At 36.2% G+C, this 23824-nt stretch carries 16 protein-coding genes and 1 tRNA gene; 7 read left to right on the plus strand and 10 right to left on the minus strand.

The genetic code is table 11. The features are described 5' to 3' along the window. Positions 1–213: 213 nt before the first annotated feature. A tRNA-Gln gene (locus tag EYD45_RS14535) sits at positions 214–286 on the minus strand. Between the two features lie 206 nt (positions 287–492). On the opposite strand from EYD45_RS14535, the gene EYD45_RS14540 reads away from it, so the two are divergent. Beyond that, complete coding sequence (locus EYD45_RS14540) at positions 493–3900, plus strand: DUF2723 domain-containing protein (protein ID WP_130965290.1); 3408 nt, start codon at positions 493–495, stop codon at positions 3898–3900. A gap of 3 nt (positions 3901–3903) precedes the next feature. Beyond that, positions 3904–4593: a polysaccharide deacetylase family protein gene (locus EYD45_RS14545; protein ID WP_317127940.1), complete on the plus strand. Its 690-nt coding sequence runs from the start codon at positions 3904–3906 to the stop codon at positions 4591–4593. A 284-nt stretch (positions 4594–4877) separates the two neighbouring features. Here the strand turns inward: EYD45_RS14545 and EYD45_RS14550 are convergent, their stop codons facing one another. Beyond that, positions 4878–5174, minus strand: a complete 297-nt coding sequence (locus tag EYD45_RS14550) for a thioredoxin family protein (protein WP_130965291.1) — start codon at positions 5172–5174, stop codon at positions 4878–4880. 142 nt (positions 5175–5316) lie between these two features. Beyond that, positions 5317–6549: a metallophosphoesterase gene (locus tag EYD45_RS14555; protein WP_130965292.1), complete on the minus strand. Its 1233-nt coding sequence runs from the start codon at positions 6547–6549 to the stop codon at positions 5317–5319. Positions 6550–6711: 162 nt separating this feature from the next. Here EYD45_RS14555 and EYD45_RS14560 point away from each other — a divergent pair, with 162 nt between their 5' ends. From EYD45_RS14560 to EYD45_RS14575, 4 genes are all read left to right on the plus strand, one after another. Next, positions 6712–8382 (plus strand): MFS transporter, encoded by a 1671-nt coding sequence (locus EYD45_RS14560; RefSeq protein ID WP_130965293.1) that lies wholly within the window; start codon positions 6712–6714, stop codon positions 8380–8382. A 65-nt stretch (positions 8383–8447) separates the two neighbouring features. Next, the gene (gene polA, locus EYD45_RS14565) at positions 8448–11297 is read left to right on the plus strand and encodes a DNA polymerase I (RefSeq protein WP_130965294.1); all 2850 of its coding nucleotides are present in this window, start codon (positions 8448–8450) and stop codon (positions 11295–11297) included. A gap of 77 nt (positions 11298–11374) precedes the next feature. Further along, the gene (locus EYD45_RS14570; RefSeq protein WP_130965295.1) at positions 11375–14164 is read left to right on the plus strand and encodes an alpha/beta hydrolase family protein; all 2790 of its coding nucleotides are present in this window, start codon (positions 11375–11377) and stop codon (positions 14162–14164) included. 103 nt (positions 14165–14267) lie between these two features. Then, on the plus strand, positions 14268–15422 hold the full coding sequence (locus EYD45_RS14575) for an iron-containing alcohol dehydrogenase (RefSeq protein ID WP_130965296.1): 1155 nt from the start codon (positions 14268–14270) through the stop codon (positions 15420–15422). Positions 15423–15719: 297 nt separating this feature from the next. Here EYD45_RS14575 and EYD45_RS14580 read toward each other — a convergent pair whose 3' ends face one another. From EYD45_RS14580 to EYD45_RS14605, 6 genes are all read right to left on the minus strand, one after another. Then, complete coding sequence (locus tag EYD45_RS14580; protein ID WP_130965297.1) at positions 15720–16247, minus strand: hypothetical protein; 528 nt, start codon at positions 16245–16247, stop codon at positions 15720–15722. Between the two features lie 71 nt (positions 16248–16318). Next, positions 16319–18268, minus strand: coding sequence for a YgiQ family radical SAM protein (locus tag EYD45_RS14585; protein ID WP_130965298.1), 1950 nt, complete (start codon positions 18266–18268; stop codon positions 16319–16321). A 221-nt stretch (positions 18269–18489) separates the two neighbouring features. Beyond that, positions 18490–19185: an ABC transporter ATP-binding protein gene (locus tag EYD45_RS14590; RefSeq protein ID WP_130965299.1), complete on the minus strand. Its 696-nt coding sequence runs from the start codon at positions 19183–19185 to the stop codon at positions 18490–18492. Between the two features lie 9 nt (positions 19186–19194). Then, positions 19195–20676, minus strand: coding sequence for a DUF5687 family protein (locus EYD45_RS14595; protein WP_130965300.1), 1482 nt, complete (start codon positions 20674–20676; stop codon positions 19195–19197). Positions 20677–20689: 13 nt separating this feature from the next. Then, on the minus strand, positions 20690–21091 hold the full coding sequence (locus EYD45_RS14600; RefSeq protein ID WP_130965301.1) for a DUF2059 domain-containing protein: 402 nt from the start codon (positions 21089–21091) through the stop codon (positions 20690–20692). Between the two features lie 116 nt (positions 21092–21207). After that, on the minus strand, positions 21208–21549 hold the full coding sequence (locus tag EYD45_RS14605) for a PadR family transcriptional regulator (protein ID WP_130965302.1): 342 nt from the start codon (positions 21547–21549) through the stop codon (positions 21208–21210). Between the two features lie 113 nt (positions 21550–21662). Between EYD45_RS14605 and EYD45_RS14610 the strand changes: the two genes are divergently transcribed. After that, the gene (locus EYD45_RS14610; protein WP_130965303.1) at positions 21663–22727 is read left to right on the plus strand and encodes a ferredoxin--NADP reductase; all 1065 of its coding nucleotides are present in this window, start codon (positions 21663–21665) and stop codon (positions 22725–22727) included. On the opposite strand, the gene EYD45_RS14615 is transcribed toward EYD45_RS14610, so the two are convergent. Next, on the minus strand, positions 22724–23761 hold the full coding sequence (locus EYD45_RS14615) for a glycosyltransferase family 9 protein (RefSeq protein WP_130965304.1): 1038 nt from the start codon (positions 23759–23761) through the stop codon (positions 22724–22726). The two genes, EYD45_RS14610 and EYD45_RS14615, sit on opposite strands and share 4 nt — an antisense overlap. Positions 23762–23824: the final 63 nt, after the last annotated feature.

The following is a 23824-nucleotide window of genomic DNA, read 5'->3' on the forward strand; positions in this document are numbered from 1 at the left end:
TAGCTCTTTTTAGCTAGTTAGGGATATAAGTTCACTCTGTCCTTTTTAAATGTAATAACAATTAATAGTATTTGCTAATCTAAAGGTTAGGGATAGAAACGGCATCCTTTTTTGAGGCACGAGAAAAAGATATAGTGAAAAGCCCGACCCCTTGCGGGTAACGCCAAAAAAACAAAAATCCCCATTTAAAAACTAAATGAGGATTTATTACAGTTGGCCTACTAGGGCTCGAACCTAGACTCTTCTGGACCAAAACCAGACGTGTTGCCAGTTACACCATAGGCCAATGCGGGTGCAAATTTAGCACAAAGTTTTATTTGCACAAGATTTTTTTTAGAAAAATACGCGCTATGAAACCGTTTGTGTTAAAAAAAGAGTTCGTGATCCATAATCTGCACGATGTGAAAACGTTAATGTTAACGGGAATATAATATTTATTCTCGTTTGATATTTATTGTTAAATTCGCCACAGCTAACAAACACAGATTCTAGATGATGGATTTTAATTTTAAAAAATGGAACACCATTTTGGGCTGGTTCTCTTTTTTAATTGCTTTAATTACCTACAGTTTAACGGTTGAACCCACGGTAAGCTTTTGGGATGCAGGAGAGTATATTTTAACCTCATCAAAACTACAAGTAGGGCATCCGCCAGGGGCGCCTTTGTTCCAAATGCTTGGGGCTTTTTTCTCAACGTTTACTTTTGGCAATAATGAGCTTATCGGATGGATGATGAACATGATGAGCGCCGTAGCTAGTGCTTTTACCATTTTATTCATGTTTTGGACCATTACATTGCTACTTACCAAACTTGTAAGGCATCTAAATTCTGAAAACGCAGAAAACAAAGGGAACGTAGATTTAACCAAACAACAATTACAGGCCATTTTAGGAAGTGGCTTAGTAGGTAGTTTAGCTTTTACCTTTAGTGATTCGTTTTGGTTTAACGCCGTAGAAACTGAGGTTTATGCAATGGCTACCTTAATTATGTCTGCGCTATTCTGGTTAGCACTAAGATGGGAGCAGGATATGGACAAACCCCGCGGTAATCGCTGGTTGATTTTAATTGCTTTTGTAATTGGACTGTCCTTTGGGGTGCACTTTATGGGTTTATTAACCATTCCCGTAATTGGGCTTATTTATTACTTTAAAAACTACAAAACGGTTACCGTACAAAACTTTATTATTGCAAATGTGGTGTCGGTGGCAATTCTGTTGTTTGTGTTCAAACTATTGGCACCAAATATTCTCAAGATTTTTAGTGCTTTTGAGATTTTCTTTGTGAACAGTATTGGTTTACCTTTTAACTCTGGTTCCATCATTGCTGGTCTATTTTTAGTTGGCGTTATTTTGTATGCTTTGAGGTATACAAGGCAAAAAAATTATGTGCATTTAAACACAGGTATTTTGTGTTTAACTTTTATCATTATTGGGTTTTCAACATGGTTAATGCTACCTATTCGTGCCAATGCAAACGTGGTGATTAATGAAAATAATCCATCAAGTGCACGGGAGCTGTTAGCGTATTATAATTTAGAGCAATATCCTGAAACACACTTGTTTTTCGGTCCGCAGTTTACCGATATGTATGCCTATTTGGATAAAAACAATCCGTATGTAGACGATAAACCTAAATATGAGAAAGATGAGGAAAAAGGAGAATATGTTATTGTAAACGAGTATAAAGATGCCAAACAAAATTATAACTCAGAGCATGCTTCTATTTTACCAAGAATGTGGAGCGGTGAACATGCCGAAAACTATATGATGTTTACAGGGTTTTTAAACTTTACTGTAAGTAAAGACCTTTACAAATCATATTACAGGGCTGCCATTAATGCAGGGGCAAGTGAAGAACAGGCCAATACTTATGCGATTAATGAAGTAACCCAATACAAAAGACAAATAAACGACTTTAGAAACCAAGTTGCCCAGGGTAATGTGGATTATGAAGATTACAACAATTTCTTGAAAAAGGAACAAAGTAATTTAAATATTGAAAAACCCAGTTTAGCAAGTAATATTAGGTACTTATTTGAATATCAATTAGGCTATATGTACTGGCGCTATTTTATGTGGAATTTTACTGGAAGACAAGATGACATACAGGGTAAATTGGATAATAATGGCAATTGGATAAGTGGCATCAAACCCATTGACGAGTGGCATCTAGGGTATTCCCAAGATAATTTACCAAGCGATGTAAAAAACAACAAGGCGAGAAACACCTATTACTTTTTACCTCTTATTCTGGGGCTTATTGGGATGTTTTTCCTGTTGAATACAGATAGAAAACGCTTTTGGGTAATGCTAGTATTTTTCCTTTTTACAGGATTAGCCATCCAAGTGTATACCAATGTGAGACCATTTGAACCTCGTGAGCGTGATTATTCGGTTGTTGGTTCGTTTTATGTGTTTGCCTTATGGATTGGCTTTGGGGTGTATGCTATTTACCATACATTAAAAGATAAATTGCCCAAATCCCTGGCCGTACCCGTAATTACCGTAGCATGCTTGATATTGGTGCCTGGTATCATGGTAGCCAATAACTGGGACGATCATGACCGTTCTGATAAATACACCGCACAAGCTATGGCCAGAAAATATTTAGATTCCTGTGCCGAAAATGCCATACTATTTACCATTGGTGATAATGATACTTTTGCCCTTTGGTATGCTCAGGAAATTGAAGGCTATCGTACAGATGTTAGAGTAGTAAACACCAGCTTGTTCCAAACAGATTGGTATATAGACCAAATGAAGCGAAAGGCTTACGAAAGTGATCCTATTCCATCGCAACTCGATCATAAAGACTATCTATATGGTACAAACGATTATGTTAGGATTGAGCCACTTACTCAAGACACCATAAGCTTAAAAAAGGCTTTAGACTTCATTCAAAGTGATAGTCCAAAATCCAAGTACAAATATTTAATGCAGCAACAGGGTTATGATATTTCTGGTATTAGAAATCAAGACCTGAATGCTAACTATTTATACACCCGCAACATCCGCATTGACGTTAACAAAGAAAATGCTCTAAAAAGTGGCATTGTAAAACCTGAAGATGCCGATAAAATAGTACCACATATTGATATCACTATTAAAGGAGGCGCTATATACAAAAACCGTTTGTTAATGCTAGATGTGGTTGCCAATAACGAATGGAAACGCCCTATTTATTTCACTGGAGGAAGCTTTGGCGATGACGATTATATCTGGATGAAAGATTACCTTCAACTGGATGGCATGTGCTATAAGCTTGTGCCAATTAAAACTGAAGTTGACAGGGCAAACCCTTTTGATATGGGGCGTATAGACACAGATCTTATGTATGAAAAAGTAAAAACATGGGATTGGGGTAATAGCGGAAGTCCAGATATATATCACGACCCTGAAACACGCAAAAACTCTATAACCTATAGAGGCAACTTAGCGCGTTTGGTTGAAGAATTAATTAATGAAGATAAACTTGAAAAGGCCGAGGAAATTGCAGATATAGCAATGGAAAATATGCCGGTAGAGTATTTTGGATATTACACATTACTAGAACCATACATTGGTGCCTATTATGAAGTAGGCTCTAAGGAAAAAGCAAGGGACCTATATTTTAAAGTGAGCAAAAAGTACCAAGAAAACCTAACCTATTACAGCGGTTTATCAGAACAGAACCAAGAACGTTTGTTTGAGGATATTTATGTTGATATCCAGCGTTACAAAGGTTTAATTGACGTGCTTGCCAATTACGATATGGAACTTGCAGAGAAAGAAAGTACTACTTTTAATAATTATCTAAAGTTGTTTAAATATTTCTATGGTGAAGAAGATGCAGCTGATGTAGAAAACACCGATGTGGATATCCCTTCAGATAGCACTACGCCTATTGAAGCCGTAGATTAAATATTGGCAGAAAATATGCCGTTAACACCCGTAAAGACACCTAAAGTTGTTAAGTCGCTATTCCCGAATTATGTCTGGAATATTGACACTTTAGAAAAGGAGATTTATCTAACGTTTGATGATGGCCCTACACCAGAAATCACGGAATGGACGTTAAATATTTTGGAACAATACCAAGCCAAAGCAACCTTTTTTTGTATTGGCGCAAATGTTGAAAAACATCCCGAGATTTTTAAAAAAATTCTAGATGCTGGTCATAGCATTGGTAACCACACACAACACCATATTAAAGGCTGGAAAGTTAAAAACAAAGCCTATCTGAAAGATGTTGAAGCTTGCGAAACCGTTTATAAATCGCAAATGCGAAGTTCCAATTCCGAAATCGTTAATCAAAAATCGTTAATCGCTAATTTCTTCCGTCCGCCTTACGGAAAAATCACGCCCAAACAAGGTAAATCGCTCATAGAAAAAGGCTACAGTATTGTTATGTGGGATGTGTTGTCTTTTGATTGGGATAAAAATGTTTCAAAGGAGGAATGCTATAACAACGTCGTTTCAAAAGCAAAAAACGGGAGTATCATTGTATTTCATGATAGTGTAAAAGCTTCAAAAAATATGCAATATGCGTTGCCAAAAGTTTTAGAGCATTATAGTAAATCGGAGTATGAATTTAGGGGGTTGAATAGTCTTTAATAGAAGGTAAACTATTAAAAACCCTCTTGACTTTGTCAGAAAAAAACGATAACTTCGTTTAACATCCGATATAGTTCATTATAACGGAACCAAATCTAACCGTTAAACGAACTTCCCAATAACAAAACAGCTTTTGGTCAAAAACCAAACTCTAGCAAGTAAGTGCGTTAGGGATTGAGCGATTGTTGGAGCTCCTCACAGAGAGCGACTCGCGAAAGCCCGACCCTTTTTACCCTGAGGTACTCGAAGGGTGGGGTAACGCCCAAAAAATAAAAATTCAGAAATTAAATATACTCTTGAATGACTTCAATAAGGGTATCGGCATCTTGTTCGCCACTTTGGCGCCATTTCATTTCGCCATCTTTGTAAATAATTAATGTTGGTAAGCCTTTAACACGAAGTGCATCGGCGAGTTCTTGGTTTTTTTCAATATCAATTTTAATGACTTTAGCTTTATCGCCAAGGGCAGCAGCAACATCACGAAGCACAGGATGCATTGCTGTAGATTGTTCGTTCCATTCTGCATAAAAATCAAACAGTACTGGGACTTCAACATCAATTAATTCCCCAAATTTTGACATATTTTTAATGTTTTAGTTAAAACATCTTACACAAACCCACATATTTTTTTGACGATACCTAAAATTCTTTTTTGTGCGGGTTCACTCTGACTTATTTATAAAAATAGTAAATTTTTAGAGTAAATATAACATTTACATGCAATTACGCATTATGTGAGCCTTTTTTAAGCTCTATCACAGTTATTTCTGGCCAAATACCAACGCGACCTGGGAATCCTAAATAGCCAAAACCTCTGTTTACATTTATATACTGCCCCAATTCTTTATAGATACCTGCCCAATACTTGTAGCGCCATTTTACAGGGCTCCATTTAAACAATCCTGGTATTTCGACACCAAACTGCATCCCGTGCGTATGCCCACTGAGCGTTAAGTGATAATGATAATCATCATGGATCACTTGCTTTTCCCAATGTGAAGGGTCATGACTTAGCAGTATCTTAAAATCGTTTTTATCGACTTTTTCAGAGGCTTTTTTCAAGTCTCCCGCTTTTTTAAAGCCTCCAGCTCCCCAGTTTTCTACACCAATTAAGGCTATCTTCTCTCCATTTTTTTCAACGTACCTGCTTTCATTCAACAGCAAATCAAAACCGATTTGCTTTTGTAAGTCCTTTAAATCCTCTAAATTTTGGGCTTTAGCCTCCGCGGATTCCCATCTTAAATAATCACCATAATCATGGTTTCCTAAAACTGAATACATGCCATCTTTAGCCTTGAGCTTTTTAAAAATGTCTACGTACGGTAGCATTTCCTTTGTTTCATTATTCACCATGTCTCCAGTAAATAAAATGACATCGCTTTTTTGCTCATTTATTAAATTAATGGCGTATTCTACCTTCTCAATATTATCAAAACTACCGGAGTGTACATCACTAATTTGTGTTAATTTATAACCATCAAAAGCCTCGGGCAGATCTTCAAAAGTCAATGTATAATTTAGTACTTTAAAGTTGTATTTTCCTCTGTACATTCCATAAAGCACAGCACCAAAAGGAATGGCAGCAATCCCTAAAGCTATTTTAGAAATAAAGGCTCTACGGGAGGGTAAATATTTTACATCAGCATTTGAACCCTCGGTAAAATAACGGAATGCTGCTTGAGGTACCCTAAAGATATCCTCGGCAAACATGATTCCCAGAATGATTACTTTAGGTATTAAAATAGCCAAGAAAAATCCAAAAGCAAAGGCTTGCGGATTACCAAAATCCTTGCGAGTTAAACCATAAAATTGATAAATAAGGTTACCAACAACTAATAAGGTAATAACCCAGTACACTACATTTAGCCAAATAGTTTTTGACACTGTACGAAATGCTTGAAAAGCATAAACATCAATTATTATAAATATGAGCAAGAAAATAACCCAGCGCAGCATAGTTTTCTTTTTTTGTAAATATAATGATTATAGCACGTAGCTAATCTTATAATATTGTTAATGATTTTCGCCATAGTACTATTATTAAAAAGACTGAATAGCAGAAAAAGAGTTACTATACATTTTAGTATATTAGGCAACCTGTAACAACTTAACTAACTTATGGAACATAAAAACAACAAATCTGCTTTAGCCACCTTGGTGACGGTTTTCTTTTTTTGGGGATTTATTGCTGCCTCAAATGGCGTGTTTATCCCATTTTGCAAAACCTATTTTAATATTGATCAATTTCAATCGCAATTAGTGGATTTTGCTTTTTATGGTGCATATTATATAGGGGCTTTATTGCTGTTTATTCTTTCCAGTGCCATAAAAAGAGATATTCTGAATAATTGGGGATATAAAAACGGCATTGTTTATGGCTTATTACTATCGGCTATTGGTGCCTTTATAATATTTCCTGCTACGTCAGGTGCAGAACAAGGACAGACCGCAGTATTCTATTTTGTACTCATTGTTTTGTTTATTGTTGGTTTAGGGTTTTCGCTTCAGCAAACAGCGGCAAACCCATTTGCTATTGCTCTTGGCGACCCTAAAACGGGCTCGCACCGTTTGAATTTGGCAGGCGGCATCAACTCCTTTGGGACCACTATTGGTCCAGTAGTGGTTAGTCTTGTCATATTTGGGTCTGCGTCTTGGTCTACCAATGAATTGGCAAATATGATTGCCCATAACGAAATTACATTAATAACCGTACAGTGGCTTTATGTAGGTGTAGGTGTTTTATTTTTAGCGGCCGCTGCTCTATTCCATTTTTCAAAAAAATTACCTGCCCTAAAGTCTGAAACCGCTTTTGAACCCGCCAATAAAGCTCGAAATTTATTAATTTTGTTAACGCTTGTAATCATAAGCTGCTTTGGCTACATCTTTAGTACTTATTCTGGTTATGCAACTGCTTCAGAAGATTTAGAACAAACACGTCTCATTATTCTTTTTGTAGCGCTATTTGCTGTAATTGCTGCCGTATTTTTTGCATATTCCAGTGCGTCAAAAAAAGACGAAGGTTGGGGCGCCATGAAGTATCCACAACTTGTTTTGGGAATGCTGGCCATTTTTACCTACGTGGGCGTTGAAGTAACCATTGGAAGTAATTTAGGCGAACTACTTAAAAAAGGGGTTGCCAATTCTGGGCTCAACGCTCTTGGGTTGCCAGTGCTTAATGATTCTGAGTTGGGGTCTTACATATCACTGTATTGGGGCGGTTTGATGATTGGGAGATGGGTTGGTTCCATAACCGTATTTAATCCGAGTAAAGGGTTAAAAAAAGCATTGCTCATCATTGTGCCTTACATTGCTTTTGGAGTCATTATTTTGGTAAATTCCATAAAATACAGCTTTACCACAAACGAAATTTTATTTTTTGCCATTTGTATTGCAGTACAAATTTTAGGGTTTTTCTTGGCTAAAGATAACCCTGTGGCTACCTTAAAGATCTTTAGTTTGTTAGGCGTTATCGGTATGCTAATCGGATTGTTTTCATCTGGAAATATTGCTTTGTTTGCATTTTTATCAGGAGGATTGTTCTGCTCTATTATGTGGCCATGTATTTTCACGTTAAGTATCGCCGGATTGGGAAAATACACATCACAAGGATCTGCTTTTTTAATTATGATGATTCTTGGCGGTGCCATCATACCGCCAGTACAAGGAAAACTGGCCGATGTTTTTGACATTCAATCCTCTTACTGGATTGCTGTAGCATGTTTTGTTTACTTATTGTTTTATGCATACAGAACTAAAACAGTACTAGACAAACAAAAAGTAACGTATTAAATTTTTGTTTCAATAAAATTAAAGTCAACTTTTCGTAGCTTTGGTTTTCTATCAAAACATTCAAAATGTCAGACCAAAAACGCCTTTTTTTAGTTGATGCTTATGCTTTAATTTTCCGTGGGTATTATGCTTTTATAAAAAACCCTAGAATTAATTCAAAAGGGGAAGACACCTCGGCCATTATGGGGTTTATGAATTCTCTTTTGGATGTGATTAAACGCGAACGTCCTGATCATTTAGCCGTTTGTTTTGATAAAGGCGGCAGCGTGGATCGTGTTGAAATGTATGAAGCCTATAAAGCCAACCGAGATGAAACGCCTGAGGGGATTCGCACTGCAATTCCTCATATCTGCAATATTTTGGAAGCGATGCATATCCCAATCATGGTTAAAGAAGGGTATGAGGCAGATGATGTTATAGGAACACTTTCGAGACAAGCAGAAAAAGAAGGTTACAAAACCTATATGGTAACTCCAGATAAGGATTTTGCGCAATTGGTTACTGAAAATATCTTTATGTACCGTCCCGTGTTTGGAGGTGGTTATGAAACTTGGGGAATTCCTGAAGTCCAGAAAAAGTTTGAAGTGGAAGACCCAATGCAAGTGATTGATTTTTTAGGGATGATGGGAGATTCTAGTGATAATATCCCTGGTTTACCAGGAGTTGGTGAAAAAACCGCTAAAAAATTTATTGCACAATTTGGCAGTATGGAAGGGCTTTTGGCAAATACCGATCAGCTAAAAGGCAAAATGAAAGAGAAGGTAGAAGCTAATGGAGAACTTGGGTTACTTTCAAAAAAACTAGCCACCATAATGCTAGATGTACCTGTTGAATTTAATGCCAAAGATTTTGAACTAGACCATCCAGACGTTGAAAAGGTAAAGCAAATTTTTCAAGACCTAGAGTTTAGACGCTTAACTGAAAATTTCCTAAAAACGTTTGCTGACGAAAGCTCTACAGCCTCTAGTGCACCAGCTGCTACGTCGTCCAAAACAGAAAGTAAACCCACACCACAAGAAAAAAAATCTGCTGGAGCTGGTCAGTTTTCATTATTTGGAGCAGATCCTTCAAACGATACTGAGACTATTTCGGAATACACGAGAAAAACAGCAGAAACTACGCCTCATTTTTACCAAAGTGTGGCTTCTGGAACGGCTACTAAATTGTTCATTAAAAATTTAATGCGTCAAACTTCGGTATGTTTTGATACAGAAACTACTGGATTGAATCCACTCACCGCAGAATTAGTTGGGATTGCATTTTCTTGGGAAGCAGGCAAAGGGTTTTACGTACCATTTCCTGAAAGAAAAGATGAAGCTCAAGAATTGATTGAGCAACTACGTCCGTTTTTTGAAAGTGAAACCATTGAGAAAATTGGTCAGAACTTAAAATACGACATTAAGGTTTTAGCAAAATATAATGTTAGCGTCAAAGGGAAGCTCTTTGACACCATGTTGGCACACTATCTGATCAATCCAGACATGCGCCATAATATGGATGTGCTAGCCGAGACCTATTTGAATTATACGCCTATTTCCATTGAAACCTTAATTGGCAAAAAAGGAAAGAACCAACTATCCATGCGCGAAGTGCCCTTGGAAAAACAAACCGAATATGCGGTTGAAGATGCCGATATCACACTGCAACTTAAAGAACATTTTCAAAATGAATTAGGCGAAGCGAATACACAAAAACTATTTGATGAGATTGAAATTCCCTTGTTACGAGTTTTGGCAGATATGGAGCTGGAGGGTATTAATTTGGATATAGCATTTTTGAATTCATTGTCTGAAGCTTTGGATAATGACATCAAATCTCTAGAGCAAAAGATATATGAGAAAGCTGGTGAGGAATTCAATATTGCATCACCAAAACAGCTGGGTGTCATTCTTTTTGAAAAAATGAAGTTGGTTGATAAGCCTAAAAAGACAAAATCAGGGCAATATTCCACTGCCGAAGATGTATTGAGTTATTTGGCTAAAGACCATGATATCATTCAAAATATATTGGACTTTAGAGGGCTTTCAAAACTAAAAAGCACCTATGTAGATGCCTTACCTACTCAGGTTGATGAAAACACCGGGCATGTGCACACCGATTATATGCAAACCGTAGCTGCTACAGGGCGTTTAAGTAGTAATAATCCAAACCTTCAAAGCATTCCTATTAGGACAGAACGTGGTCGTCAAGTACGTAAAGCATTTATTCCGCGAAGCGAAGATTACACACTTTTAGCGGCAGATTATTCTCAAATAGAACTGCGTATTATTGCGGCTTTAAGTAAAGAAGAAACCATGATTATGGCGTTTAAAAATGGGGAAGACATTCATGCCTCTACGGCTTCAAAAGTATTTAATGTCCCAATTGAAAGCGTAACTCGCGAACAACGAAGCAATGCCAAAACAGTGAACTTCGGAATAATTTATGGCGTTTCAGCTTTTGGGTTGAGTAATCAAACAAATCTATCGAGAGCTGAATCTAAAGAATTGATTGATACCTATTATGCAACCTATCCTAAACTTAGAAATCACATTAGCGAACAAGTAGATTTTGCGCGTGATAATGGCTATGTACAAACAGTTTTAGGGCGTCGTCGTTATTTAAAGGATATTAATTCCAGAAATGCCGTGGTGCGTGGTGCCGCAGAGCGTAACGCTGTAAATGCGCCAATACAAGGTAGTGCTGCCGACATCATTAAAATTGCCATGATTAATATACATCAAAGGCTTTCAGAAGATAGTTTTAAAACTAAAATGCTATTACAAGTACATGATGAATTGGTTTTTGATGTGTACAAACCAGAATTGGACGCCATCAAATCTTTAGTAAAAACCGAAATGGAAAATGCTTATAAATTGGAGGTGCCTTTGGATGTAGACCTGGATATAGGTGATAACTGGTTGGAGGCGCATTAGATTTTAACATAAGTAAACTTGTCTCGAGCTTGCTTAGAGTTTATTATAAATTTATATACATCTTAAAATATTAGTTTATGCAATTTTCACTAGCATATGTGTTCCTGTTTGTCTCACTAATTTCTACTGCGCAGAAAAAGATTTTAACCCATGACGATGTAGCAAAATGGAAATCTATAGATAATGACCATATTTCTCCTAATGGAAACTTTATAGTTTACGATTTGGAAGTTGACAACTCCGATAGTCACCTCATTTTAAAATCAAAAAAAGGAGAAACCCTTTTGGAATATCATCGTGCTACAAATGGAACATTTTCATACGATTCAAAATTTTTAATCTTCAAAATAAAACCTTTAAAAGAGGCTATTGATAATTTGAAGCGTAAAAAAGTAAAAAAAGACAAGCTCCCAAAGGACACCTTAGCCATTTACAACCTCAGCACCAAAGCACTATCAAAAATTCCAAATGTAAAATCATACAGCCTTCCAGAAAAATGGGCTGGTTACTTAGCCTACTATTTAGAGGACGTGAAAAAAGAGGCAAAACAAAAAGAAACCGACAGCTCCAAAACAAAAAAAGACAAGAAAGCGAAAAAGGTTAGTAAGAAAAACGGATGTCATTTAATTGTTCGAAATTTAACTACTAAAGCCCAGGATACTTTCAAATTTGTAACCAAATATACTTTTGCGAAAAAAGGACAAAAACTAGCATTTTCAACTACTGGTGAACAAGATCACAAGAATGAAGGTGTGTATATTTATGATTTCTCAAAAAATAAACTGACACAGACCTTTACATCTATAAAGGCAAAATATACCCAACTCAAATTAAGCGAAACCGGTAAACGTTTTGCTTTTGTAGTGGACACCGATACCACTAAAATACAAATACGTCCCAACGCATTATACACATGGGAAGAGGGGAACGATTTGGCAGTCAAACTCCATAATAATACTTCTACTCCCAAAGGCTATATTGTATCGCCTCATGGTGAATTACATTTTTCTCAGGATGAAAGTAAACTCTTCTTTGGATTGCGAACGCCTCCAATTGTAAAGGATACAACATTACTTAAAGACGAAATTGTAAATGTTGAGATTTGGACCTATGACGAACCAACGCTTTACACAGTTCAGGAATTGCAAATGAAAAACGATACCATAAAAGCCTACGAAACTGTTTATGATTATAAAACAAAACAAACAATTCAAATAGAGACAACTGAATTCCCTGATGGTAAATTAACTGATAAAGGGAACGCTAATATTGCTTTGGTAAGCACCAAAAAACCTTATGAACTAGAAAGTCAGTGGACAGGGATGCGCATCAGGGATTTTGCTACAGTAAACCTTAAAACAGGCGAACAACAGATTGCCGTTAAAGGCGTAAGAAATGTGAATCTTAGCCCAAAAGGGAAATATGCTTATGGTTATAAAATGAACGATAGCACCTGGTTTACCTACAACATAGCTGCTAAAAAATTCAATGCAATCACAACAAACAAATTATTCTATGATGAATTAAACGATTCTCCAAAACATCCCAATTCATACGGTTTAGCTGGATGGACAGCATCAGACAAGGATATCCTTTTATATGACCGTTATGATATTTGGAAATTTAATCCAGATACTGGTGAGTCTACTAATTTAACAAATGGTCGTAACTCAAAAACGGTATATCGCTATCTCAAATTAGATAAAGAGATTGATTTTATTAGTTCTGATTCTGACTGGCTACTATCCACATTTAATGAAACTACCAAAGAAGCTGGTTTTGCATCTTTTAATCCAAAAAACAACAAGCTAAAACAGTTAGAAAAAGGACCTTACAGATATCGTGTTTCTGATAAAGCTGCACTTTCAAATGCGCTCATATTTACTAGAGAATCTTTTAAAGAATTCCCTAATTTAAGATTCAGCAATTTAAATTTTAAAGGACAAGCCTTATTAAGTGATGCCAATCCACAACAAAAGGAGTTTAACTGGGGCACAATTGAACTTGTAGAATGGACGTCTCTGGATGGGAAAAAACTTAAAGGTTTATTAGCAAAACCTGAAAATTTCGATCCGAATAAAAAATACCCGATGATCGTTAATTTCTATGAACGCAATTCAGATAGATTGCACAATCACCGTGCACCATCCTTTGGACGATCAACAATAAATTACAGTTTTTATACAAGCCGTGGTTACGTCATTTTTAATCCTGATATAGCCTATCGTATCGGTTACCCTGGTGAAAGCGCCTATAACTGTGTGATTCCTGGGGTCACACATTTAATAAACCAAGGGTTTATTTATAAAGATAATATTGGGGTTCAAGGCCATAGCTGGGGCGGTTATCAAATAGCGTATTTGGTAACTAAAACAAATATTTTTAAAGCGGCGGAAAGCGGAGCTCCAGTACCAAATATGATTAGCGCCTATGGCGGTATTAGATGGTGGACAGGGTTAAGCAGACAGTTTCAATATGAGCACACGCAAAGTAGAATTGGTGGTACACCTTGGGAATACCCCATGCGCTACATTGAAAACTCTCCTGTTTTTAATATCGACAAAATCAATACGCCACTTCTCATTATGCATAACGATGCTGATGGCCATGTACCGTGGTATCAAGGTATAGAGTTTTTTGTAAGCTTACGGCGTTTGGGTAAACCCTCCTGGTTTTTAAACTATAATGGCGAACCGCACTGGCCTTTACAATATCAAAATAGAAAAGATTTTAATATCAGGATGGCTCAATTTTTTGATTATTATTTGAAAGGAGCAGCAAAACCAGTATGGATGGAGCGTGGTGTTCCCGCTGTTGAAAAAGGCATTAATCAAGGATATGAGCTTTTAAAGCCAACCAAAGATTAAAAAAACAAAGATTGCTATGTTTTATGTGACAAAAGTCATTAAATAAGAAGCAACTATTTGAGAATTTTGTAGCAAATAAATTTAACTTCTAAATATTAGAAAAATGTTACAAAATCGAAGAATATACCTGCCACCTTTAAGTATGATAGGTCCAGGTGCGTTAAATGACCTCGCAGAAGAACTCAAAGAGCTTCCTTATAAGAAAGCGCTTTTTGTAACCGATGATGTACTGGTGAAAATTGGCGTTGCCGAAACAGTTCTAAACATTCTAAAATCTTCAAATATAGAAACAGTTGTTTTTAATGATGTAAAGCCCAACCCTACAGTTAAAAATGTTAATAATGGACTTGAGGTATTAAAAGAAAACAATTGTGATTTTATTATCACCTTAGGCGGAGGGTCGCCTCAGGATTGCGGTAAAGCCATTGGTATTTTGGCAACTAATGGAGGCGACATAGAAGATTATGAAGGTATACACATGTCAAAAAATGTCTCTCTTCCCATAATAGCTATAAACACAACTGCTGGTACCGCTAGTGAAGTCACCATAAACTATGTAATTACGGATGAAAAGCTACATAAAAAAATGGTGATGGTAGACAAAAATTGTTTGGTATCAATTGCTGTGAACGACCCTGAACTAATGTTGGGCAAACCTGCCGATTTAACGGCAGCTACTGGAATGGACGCTTTAACCCATGCCATAGAAACTTATGTCACCAAAGGCGCTTTTGAGTGGTCTGATACGTTAGCTTTAGAAGCTATTAAGCTCATTTCTTCAAGTTTAGAAAAAGCCGTAAAAAACGGACAGGATCTAGAAGCTAGAAATCAAATGGCTTGGGGACAATTTATTGCAGGACAAGCATTTTCAAATGCCGGTTTAGGCTATGTACACTCTATGGCACATCAGTTAGGCGGTGTTTATGACATGCCTCACGGTGTTGCAAATGCTGTTTTATTACCACATGTAGAGCAGTTCAATATTCCAGAATGTGCACCGAAATTAAAAAAAGTGGCAGAGGTCATGGGCGTAGATGTTTCAAATATGGATGACAATGAAGGCGCCTATGCCGCAATTGAAGCTATAAAAAATTTATCCAAAGCTGTTGGCATTCCTTCTGGATTGAAAGAATTAGGTGTTAAGGAGGAAGATTTCGAACTCATGTCTAAAAACGCATTAGATGATGTTTGTACTGGTGGAAATCCTAGAGAGGTAAACTTAGAAGATACCATTAGTATTTACGAAGCCGCCATGTAACAATAAAAACAGATTTTATTTAGCCTTCGGAGTTTTATATTCTGAAGGCTATTTTTTTGATATAAACTTCTCTTTTTTTTCGCTGGTCAAACGGTGTTTATCATTAAAAGTACAATGATCAATATACATCTAAAGCTTTCAGAAGGTAATTTTGGAACTAAAATGCTTGTAAATTAGAAGTCCCTAAAGATGTAAGATCTGGATATAGGTGATAACCGATTGGAGGCGCATTAAATTCTATAGAATCTCCTTTTTTAATGTTTAATTAAAATGGAGATTCTTTAATAACAAATTTATTTACCCATTACCCAGCTTTTCAAAAACAAAATCTCCTTCTCCATCTACAGGTAAAATTGCTCCAAGTGGAACATCTTCTAAAATCATTAGGCTAGATTCTAATCTAATGGAAAATGCGCTAAACTCATCGTCTTCCCCAGAAATAATAAGTTGACCTTCTTTTAAATCCCATGTACCATCAAATGTGTCTATATTTTCACATCTTACAACATACTCTACTTCTTCTGTAGAAGGGTTAAAATCACTCACATCATATTGTTCTAAAGTAAATGATTGATCGGGTTTAAATTCAAAAGCCATTAATTCGCAACCCTCATTCACTATTAAGTTAACAATAGTACGTATTTCTTGAGACACTTCAACTGGAACAGCACTACCCTCTAAATTAATATTAGTAATATCCCTTAGCTGCCAAATACGTTCAATGGCTGCTTCTTTGTCTTGTATTTCTTCATCATCTGAAGATGTAGAACATGATACAATAAATAGTAATGCTAATAATGCCGAAAAAATTCTGGTGGTTTTCATATGAATTGATTAATGTGTTTTATTACACATCGACATATGAAACGATTGTCATCAATTAAAATTAAAAAAACTTACCTCCGTTTCTTTTTGCTCCTAAACTTAGCTTTATTCTTCCGCTGATTAAAAGGTACCGCATCATCAAACGTATGCTTAGGCTTTCCTGGTTTATTTTTACGCCATTTTTCTTCTTTTTTAGGAAGCAACACATCTAATAAATCTTGACGCCCTAGTTTATTAAGCGTATTTTTTATCCAAGCCTTGTTTTCATCTTTATACCAGAAGAAAAATCGATGCTGCTCATCTTTTTCTTTTTGTGTTTTAGGCGTTTTTACTTTTTTAAGCGTATAAGGGTGGTAACCGCTATAGTAAATAACAGTAGCTACCGTCATAGGTGTTGGTGTAAAGCCTTGTACTTGCTCTAACTGAAAGCCCATATCTTTGGTTTCTGCAGCTAAATTAGCCATATCCTCGGCTTCACAAGCTGGGTGATTTGATATAAAGTAAGGAATCAACTGTAACTTCAATCCTTTCTTCATATTAATTCTATCAAACCGTTCTTTAAACTTATGAAAATAACTAAAAGATGGTTTTCGCATCAATTTTAAAACAGGATCACTAGTATGCTCTGGTGCTACCTTCAATCGCCCAGAAACGTGCTTCGTCATCACCTCTTCTGTATAATCGTCTAACTCTTTCGGGTCGGCATTTTTATTGAATTCTGGTACTAGCATATCATGGCGAATGCCACTACCAATAAACGATTTTTTTACTTTTGGATGGCTGTCCACAGCTTGATACAAATCAGTTAAAGGCTTATGAGACGTATCTAGATTACTACAAATTACAGGCGAAATACACGACGGCGCTACACACTTATCACAAATCTCCTGTACTTTACCTTTCATCTTATACATATTGGCACTAGGACCTCCAATATCAGACAAATAACCCTTAAAATCAGGCATATTCGCTACCGTATCTACCTCTCGCAGTACAGATTCGTGACTTCGAGACGCAATAAACTTTCCTTGATGCGCAGAAATAGTACAAAAACTACAGCCTCCAAAACAGCCACGATGAATGTTTATGGAAAACTTAATCATCTCATACGCAGGTATCGGTCCGCGTTTATTGTATTTAGGATGAGGCAATCTTGTATAAGGCAATTCAAAAGATGCGTCAATTTCAGCTTCAGTCATTGTTGGATATGGCGGATTAATCATCAACGTTTTATCTCCAACCTTCTGAAAAATTCTTCGTGCCGCTAGCTTATTGCTCTCCTGCTCTATTATTTTAAAGTTAGAGGCATAGGCTTTCTTGTTTTTCAAACACACCTCATGCGACTCAATCTCAACATCTTCCCAATTACTGTTTTTGGGGATTTTTGCGCCTTCATCCAATAACACCGCTGTCTGCTTAACAGTAGTAATACTGCTAAACGGCACCCCTTTTTGCACCAAACGCACCACCTCTCTGAGTGGCTGCTCTCCCATTCCATAGACCAACATATCTGCTTTAGAGCTCTCTAAAATCGTAGGCATCAACCTATCACTCCAATAATCGTAATGCGTTACACGACGCAAAGAAGCCTCAATACCGCCAATTAAAACGGGCACATCGGGCCATTTTTCTTTTAAAATATTTGTGTAAACCGTAGTGGCATAATCAGGGCGAAATCCAATATCGCCATTGGGCGTATACGCATCCTTTTTTCGGCGTTTTTTATTCGCATTGTAGTTGCTAATCATTGGGTCCATGCACCCACCCGTTACCCCAAAAAACAATTTTGGAGCACCCAATTTTACAAAATCTTGAAGATTATCATTCACGTTAGGTTGCGGCACAATAGCCACACGCAACCCAAAACTTTCCAACAAACGGCCAATAACCGCAGGTCCAAACGTTGGGTGGTCCACATAGGCATCACCGCTGAAAAGAATAACATCAAGTGCATCCCATCCGCGAATTTTGACCTCTTTATTTGTGGTAGGCAACCAACTAGAAAGTTTTAACTCCTGCATAGCCTTGCAAAAGTACACAAAATTTAACGCTTGTATTGGAAGCGTTTTTTTATTTGGGCGTTACCCCGCTTAAAGCGTGGTCGGGCTTTCACTACTCAATCCCTCCTTCGTCGGGGATTTCAAACACACCGTTCAATCCCTAACGCAACTATCTGCGAGCTTATTATCAAAAACCAAACAATATTTACTATTTGCTTAATCTTCTATCTAGCCATATTAGTCTAGTTTGCAAAATGCGCTTCCAATTCCTTTAACGTTGCTTCATTGGTTACCAAATCCTTTACAACTTCTCCTTTTTCAAGCACTACAATACGCTCACAAACATCTGTTACGTGCAGTAAATCATGACTTGAAATAAGCACTGTAACGCCCTTTGTTTCAGCTAAATCCTTTACAATACCTTTTAATCTGATTTGTGTGGTAGGATCAAGGTTTGCAAAGGGCTCGTCTAAAATAACCACTTCAGGATTTCCAATAAGTGCAGCTACAATACCAGCTTTTTTCTGGTTTCCTTTACTTAAATCCCGCAAGTATTTCTTTTTTCCTAAAATCTCTCCATGGAAAAAATCTTCAAACTGACTTACAAAGGCATCTACAGTAGCTTTATTTTGTCCGCGAAGCTCCCCTACAAAGTAGAAATACTCTTCAGGTGTTAAATAGCCTATTAAAAAACTTTCATCTATAAAAGCCGAAGTAAAAGGTTTCCACGCCTCACTTTTATTCACTTGAATATCATGTGATATGATATGCCCTGTTGTTGGTTGAATTAAATCTAGTAATAAACTAAAATACGTAGTTTTTCCGGCTCCGTTGTTTCCAACTAAACCAAAACTCTGTCCTTTTGGGATATCAAGATTTTCAATGTGTAACACCTGATTTCCGCTATATTTCTTTGATAAATTTGATGTTGCTATCATGACTTTATTTTAATTTTCTTGATCGAATGCATCAATCATTTTATATTTTGACTCTAAATATTTTCCTGTTATAAATCGCATTAACTTTTGATGAAATACAATGCCTAAAACCCCCATTGCAATAAGCGTGATACATGCAATTTCAAAACTTAATAACCAATTGAGTAATGCAAAAATTATCATTGGGAATAATAATAGTGGAATACCGATAAGCCACTGTACTGCTCCTGTACCTTGATAATTAAAGGCTGCTTTTTGGCTTAAATCTATCTTTTTCCTATTGTAGGATCCTCCCCAAAGTATCACATGTGTATTAACACCTATATTATAAATTGCTGCTGCAAAGTGGGCAAATAGAATTTTCCAACCGAAATACACATAAGGGATGCCCAAAACAAACAACACTAAAACACTTAATGCCATTAAAGTAAACTTAGACTTTAAATACTGCTCGTATTTGATATTTTGACTCATTAGCAGTTTGTAATAGCCACTATCCCATGCTGGTACAAATTGCCCAAAGTTTATTAAAAAAATACCTGTTGAAAAAATACCTATAAAGATGAAAAAGAAGGTTTTATCCTGGTAAGCAGGCTGTGGATAGAAAAATAACCCATACAATAAGCCTAGAGCTAGCATCCACACTGAAGATTTAGTGCGTTTGTTTCGCCAAATCAGTTTTAAATCTAATTGCATAAAGGGCGCAATATCTCCAAAATTTTTGGTCCACTCCAAATTAGATGCATTAACCTCTTTTACTTCGGTTTTTAATCCACTATCTAGAAAGAGTTTTTTATGCAGCAATTTGAAATTTAAAAAATACGCTATGCCTAAAATTAAAACCAAGGCTAATACCAGAAAGGGAGATTCGTAAATAGTATTATATGCACCGCCCACTAAACCCTTAAAAGATACAATGTTGAAATAATCTAATGCGAATAGACCTCCTGTAATTAAAATTACAGGAAGAAATGACAATTCGGTTTCTGCCGAAAAGCTTTCAATAATAAAATTTATAAAATTAATTATTAAAGTGGTAATAATTATTGCCAGCACCCAAATTAAAACTGACCCCGAAGGATAATCTTTAAAAAAGATTAATTTAAAAGCAAACGGAACAATTGCAAACAAGGGTAAGAAATTAAAAAAAGATAATGCTGATTTACCCAAAACAAAATTAACAACCTTACTCCTACTGATAGGTAGTGTTAATAATGGTTTTACGCTCATTACCGGTAACTTCTGAAAGAAAAACCGAAATACTAAATCACCTAAAATCCAATAGAATAGAAGTGAATTAAAGGAAACTAAAACATCTGTATCGGGATAAACCTTTTCTAAAATTTTATCCATAAGCAATCCAATAACCAGAAAGCACACCATAAAGTATAATGCCATAAAGCCCATAAAAATCTTGATACCAAGACTTTTTCCAAAACTAGCCGACCTAAAAAACGCCTTCCATTCTAAATTCAAAAAATGCTTAATCATCGCTAAAACGTTTTTAGTTATACTTCTGCGAAATCCCTTGTACTTTCATGCCCCAACTTTGCCCCATCATCATGCCTTTTTGTGCTAATGACACTTGTTTTGTCGCTAGTTTTTTTCCTATTTCTGATTTGTAAAATTTTACAATTTCCTGTATTTCATCCCTTGTAAACTCAGTCATGTACAAGTCTGCCATCTCCTCATACAAAGCGCCTAAAGTACCATTGGCTTCCTTTTTATAGGCTTCTTTATTTTCTTGAGACACCATATTCCCAATTTGATCAATAACATCATCAAAGGCCTTTGTTGCACCAGTTAGTTTAAGAAACTCAATGGTTTCTGCTTTAAAAGTGTCATCTTCTTGAGCATGAGTTGTGACCGTCGCTAACAAAGCGAATACTAGTAGAATTTTTTTCATTCGTGAATTTTTTTGTGGTTAATGTGAATTTTTGATGTTAGTATAAAAATATCATGAAATGTTACAATAATTATCGTCTCATAAAAATTTTGATAAACACGTCTAATGTATAAACTTTAATCCAGTGTTCGGAATTTAGGGTTTACCAAAGCACGCATATTTCTAATATAATCTTCTAATTGAGCCAGTTTGTTAACCGTTTCTTGTGTGCCCAACTCCGTAAGCATGTAATATTTGCGCATTCTGTTGTTTACTTTTCTAAACTCTACGTCAACTAAACCGTCAGCCTCTAATTTATGTAAGGACGGATACAAGGCGCCCTCGGTAATATTGAGTTCGCCTTTTGTAATTTCTTTTACTTTTTGCGTAATTTCATAGCCATACATTTTATCGTGCTCGTTTAAAAGCTTTAAGATAATGGTTGTTAAACTTCCTTTATATAAATTATTAGTTTTCATAGTGTTTCAAATATACATAATTTTCTTATGCATATAATTTCTATGTATTAAATTTTCGACTAAAAACATCGATAAAACGTTAGTGCTTCATTATTTTTGCTAAAAAAATTTTCATGTCTGGATTTCACAAGCTTTCAATTAAAAATATAACAAGAGTTACTGAAAAATCGGTAAGTATTAGCTTTAATGTTCCTGAAAATCTTAAAGAAGAGTTTCAGTTTAAAGCAGGCCAATATATTACCCTAAAAACGCAGATTGATAATAACGAGGTGAGGCGTGACTATTCGTTGTGTGTTTCTCCAAAAAGTGGCGATTTAAAAGTGGCGGTAAAAGAAGTTGAAGATGGTACATTTTCTGCCTATGCCAACACCAAATTAAAAGTTGGAGACACGCTAGAGGTTGCAGCTCCAAAAGGGCGTTTTGTTTTTGAACCTAATGATAATAAAACAAAAAATATTGCATTGTTCGCAGCTGGAAGCGGTATAACGCCAATTATGAGCATTGTAAAATGTGCTCTGGAAGAAGAAGTGAACAGTAAAGTGATTTTGGTCTATGGTAATAAGTCCACAAAAGACACCATGTTTTTAAATGTGCTTTTAGATCTTCAACATGAGTACAGTGAGCGTTTTTCCATTGAATTTGTATTCAGTCAAGCCGATGAAGACGATGCCATTTTCGGACGTATTGAAAAAAGTACCGTGAACTACGTGATGAAAAACAAATACAAACATGTTGATGTTGATGCCTTATATATTTGCGGTCCAGAGGGTATGATTCACACCGTTAAAAATGTATTAGCGGAACACGATATCGACGATGAGCGTGTGCATTTTGAACTATTTAAAGCAGCCAAGTCGGAAGAGTCTGACGATACAACACTGCCAACAACAGGATCAGGTAACACTAAAATAACGGTAATAGTAGATGATGAAGAAACTACTTTTGAAATGTCTACTAAACAAACCATTCTTGAGGCTGCACTTGATGAAGACCTGGATGCGCCATATTCTTGTCAAGGTGGTATTTGCAGTAGCTGCTTAGCAAAAATTAAAGAAGGCGCAGCTACTATGGTCCAAAATAATATATTAACTGAAAGTGAAGTGGCAGATGGTTTGGTGCTTACTTGTCAAGCACATCCAACAACGCCATCTATTGTTATCGATTATGATGATGTTTAATCGTTCTTTTGCGAAACAACAGACTCAATTTTATTAATAATCGTTTCCGGCAGGATTGAACCACTTACTTTCTCATACCCTTTTGGTGTCTTATTGCCGTAAACTGAAGTCGGAATTAAAGGGAATTTTTCTCTATTTGAAAGTAACGTGTAATCGTTTGGTTGATTAAAAGGCGCAAAACCGGCATAAGGGTGAGTGACGCCCCAAATAGTAACTGTTTTAACGCCCAACATGGCGGCTAGGTGTGCATTTCCTGAATCCATAGATAACATCACATCAAGGTTGGAGATAATGTCTAATTCTTCGTCCAACGACAGTTTCCCAGCAACCGAAACAGTGTTTTTATTAAACTTTGCCCATCGATTTAGGATAGCAATTTCATTTTTGCCACCGCCAAATAGCACAATTTTATATTTTGAAGATAAAGCGGCTAATACTTCTTCCATTAGGTTTAATGGGTACATTTTACCATCATGTGCGGCGAAGGGAGCAATACCTATTACTGCCAAAAGTTTATCACCCAGAATGTCCTTCAGTTTATCATTTAGTAGAATAGAATTAGGAAATATTGGATTTGATAGATTTACCTCATACCCTAATGTGCTAAACACATCAGCATATCTTTGATGTGTAGTTTTTAAAGGCTTAAATATTTTACCTGATGTTAATGCCTTTTTTTCAGTGCGCCCTTTATCAATGGAAACAAATCTTCTGCACCTAATAAATTTTTTTAAAATTTTGCTCCTTAAAACGCTATGCAAATCGGCTATGGCATAAAAACTATGCGATTCATTAATGGTTCTCGCTAATTTATATAACCCGAAAGCACCTTTATGTTCACCCTTAACATCAGCGGTAATTACTTCGACGTTTTGAATATCTCTATAAAAAGGTTTATATAATGTTTTAGTTAAAACCTTTATTCTTAATTCATCATGTTGTTTGGTAAGTGCTCTTAAAACTGGAACCGTCATCGCAACATCTCCCATAGCTGAAAGACGTATAACCAAAATATTTTTTTTTGATGTTGACATAACTAAAACCTTATGTCACGTTGAGCCTAGTCGAAACGTAGTGAAAATGGTTTCTTCACTGCT

This window comes from Hyunsoonleella flava, from assembly GCF_004310325.1.
Classification (GTDB): domain Bacteria; phylum Bacteroidota; class Bacteroidia; order Flavobacteriales; family Flavobacteriaceae; genus Jejuia; species Jejuia flava.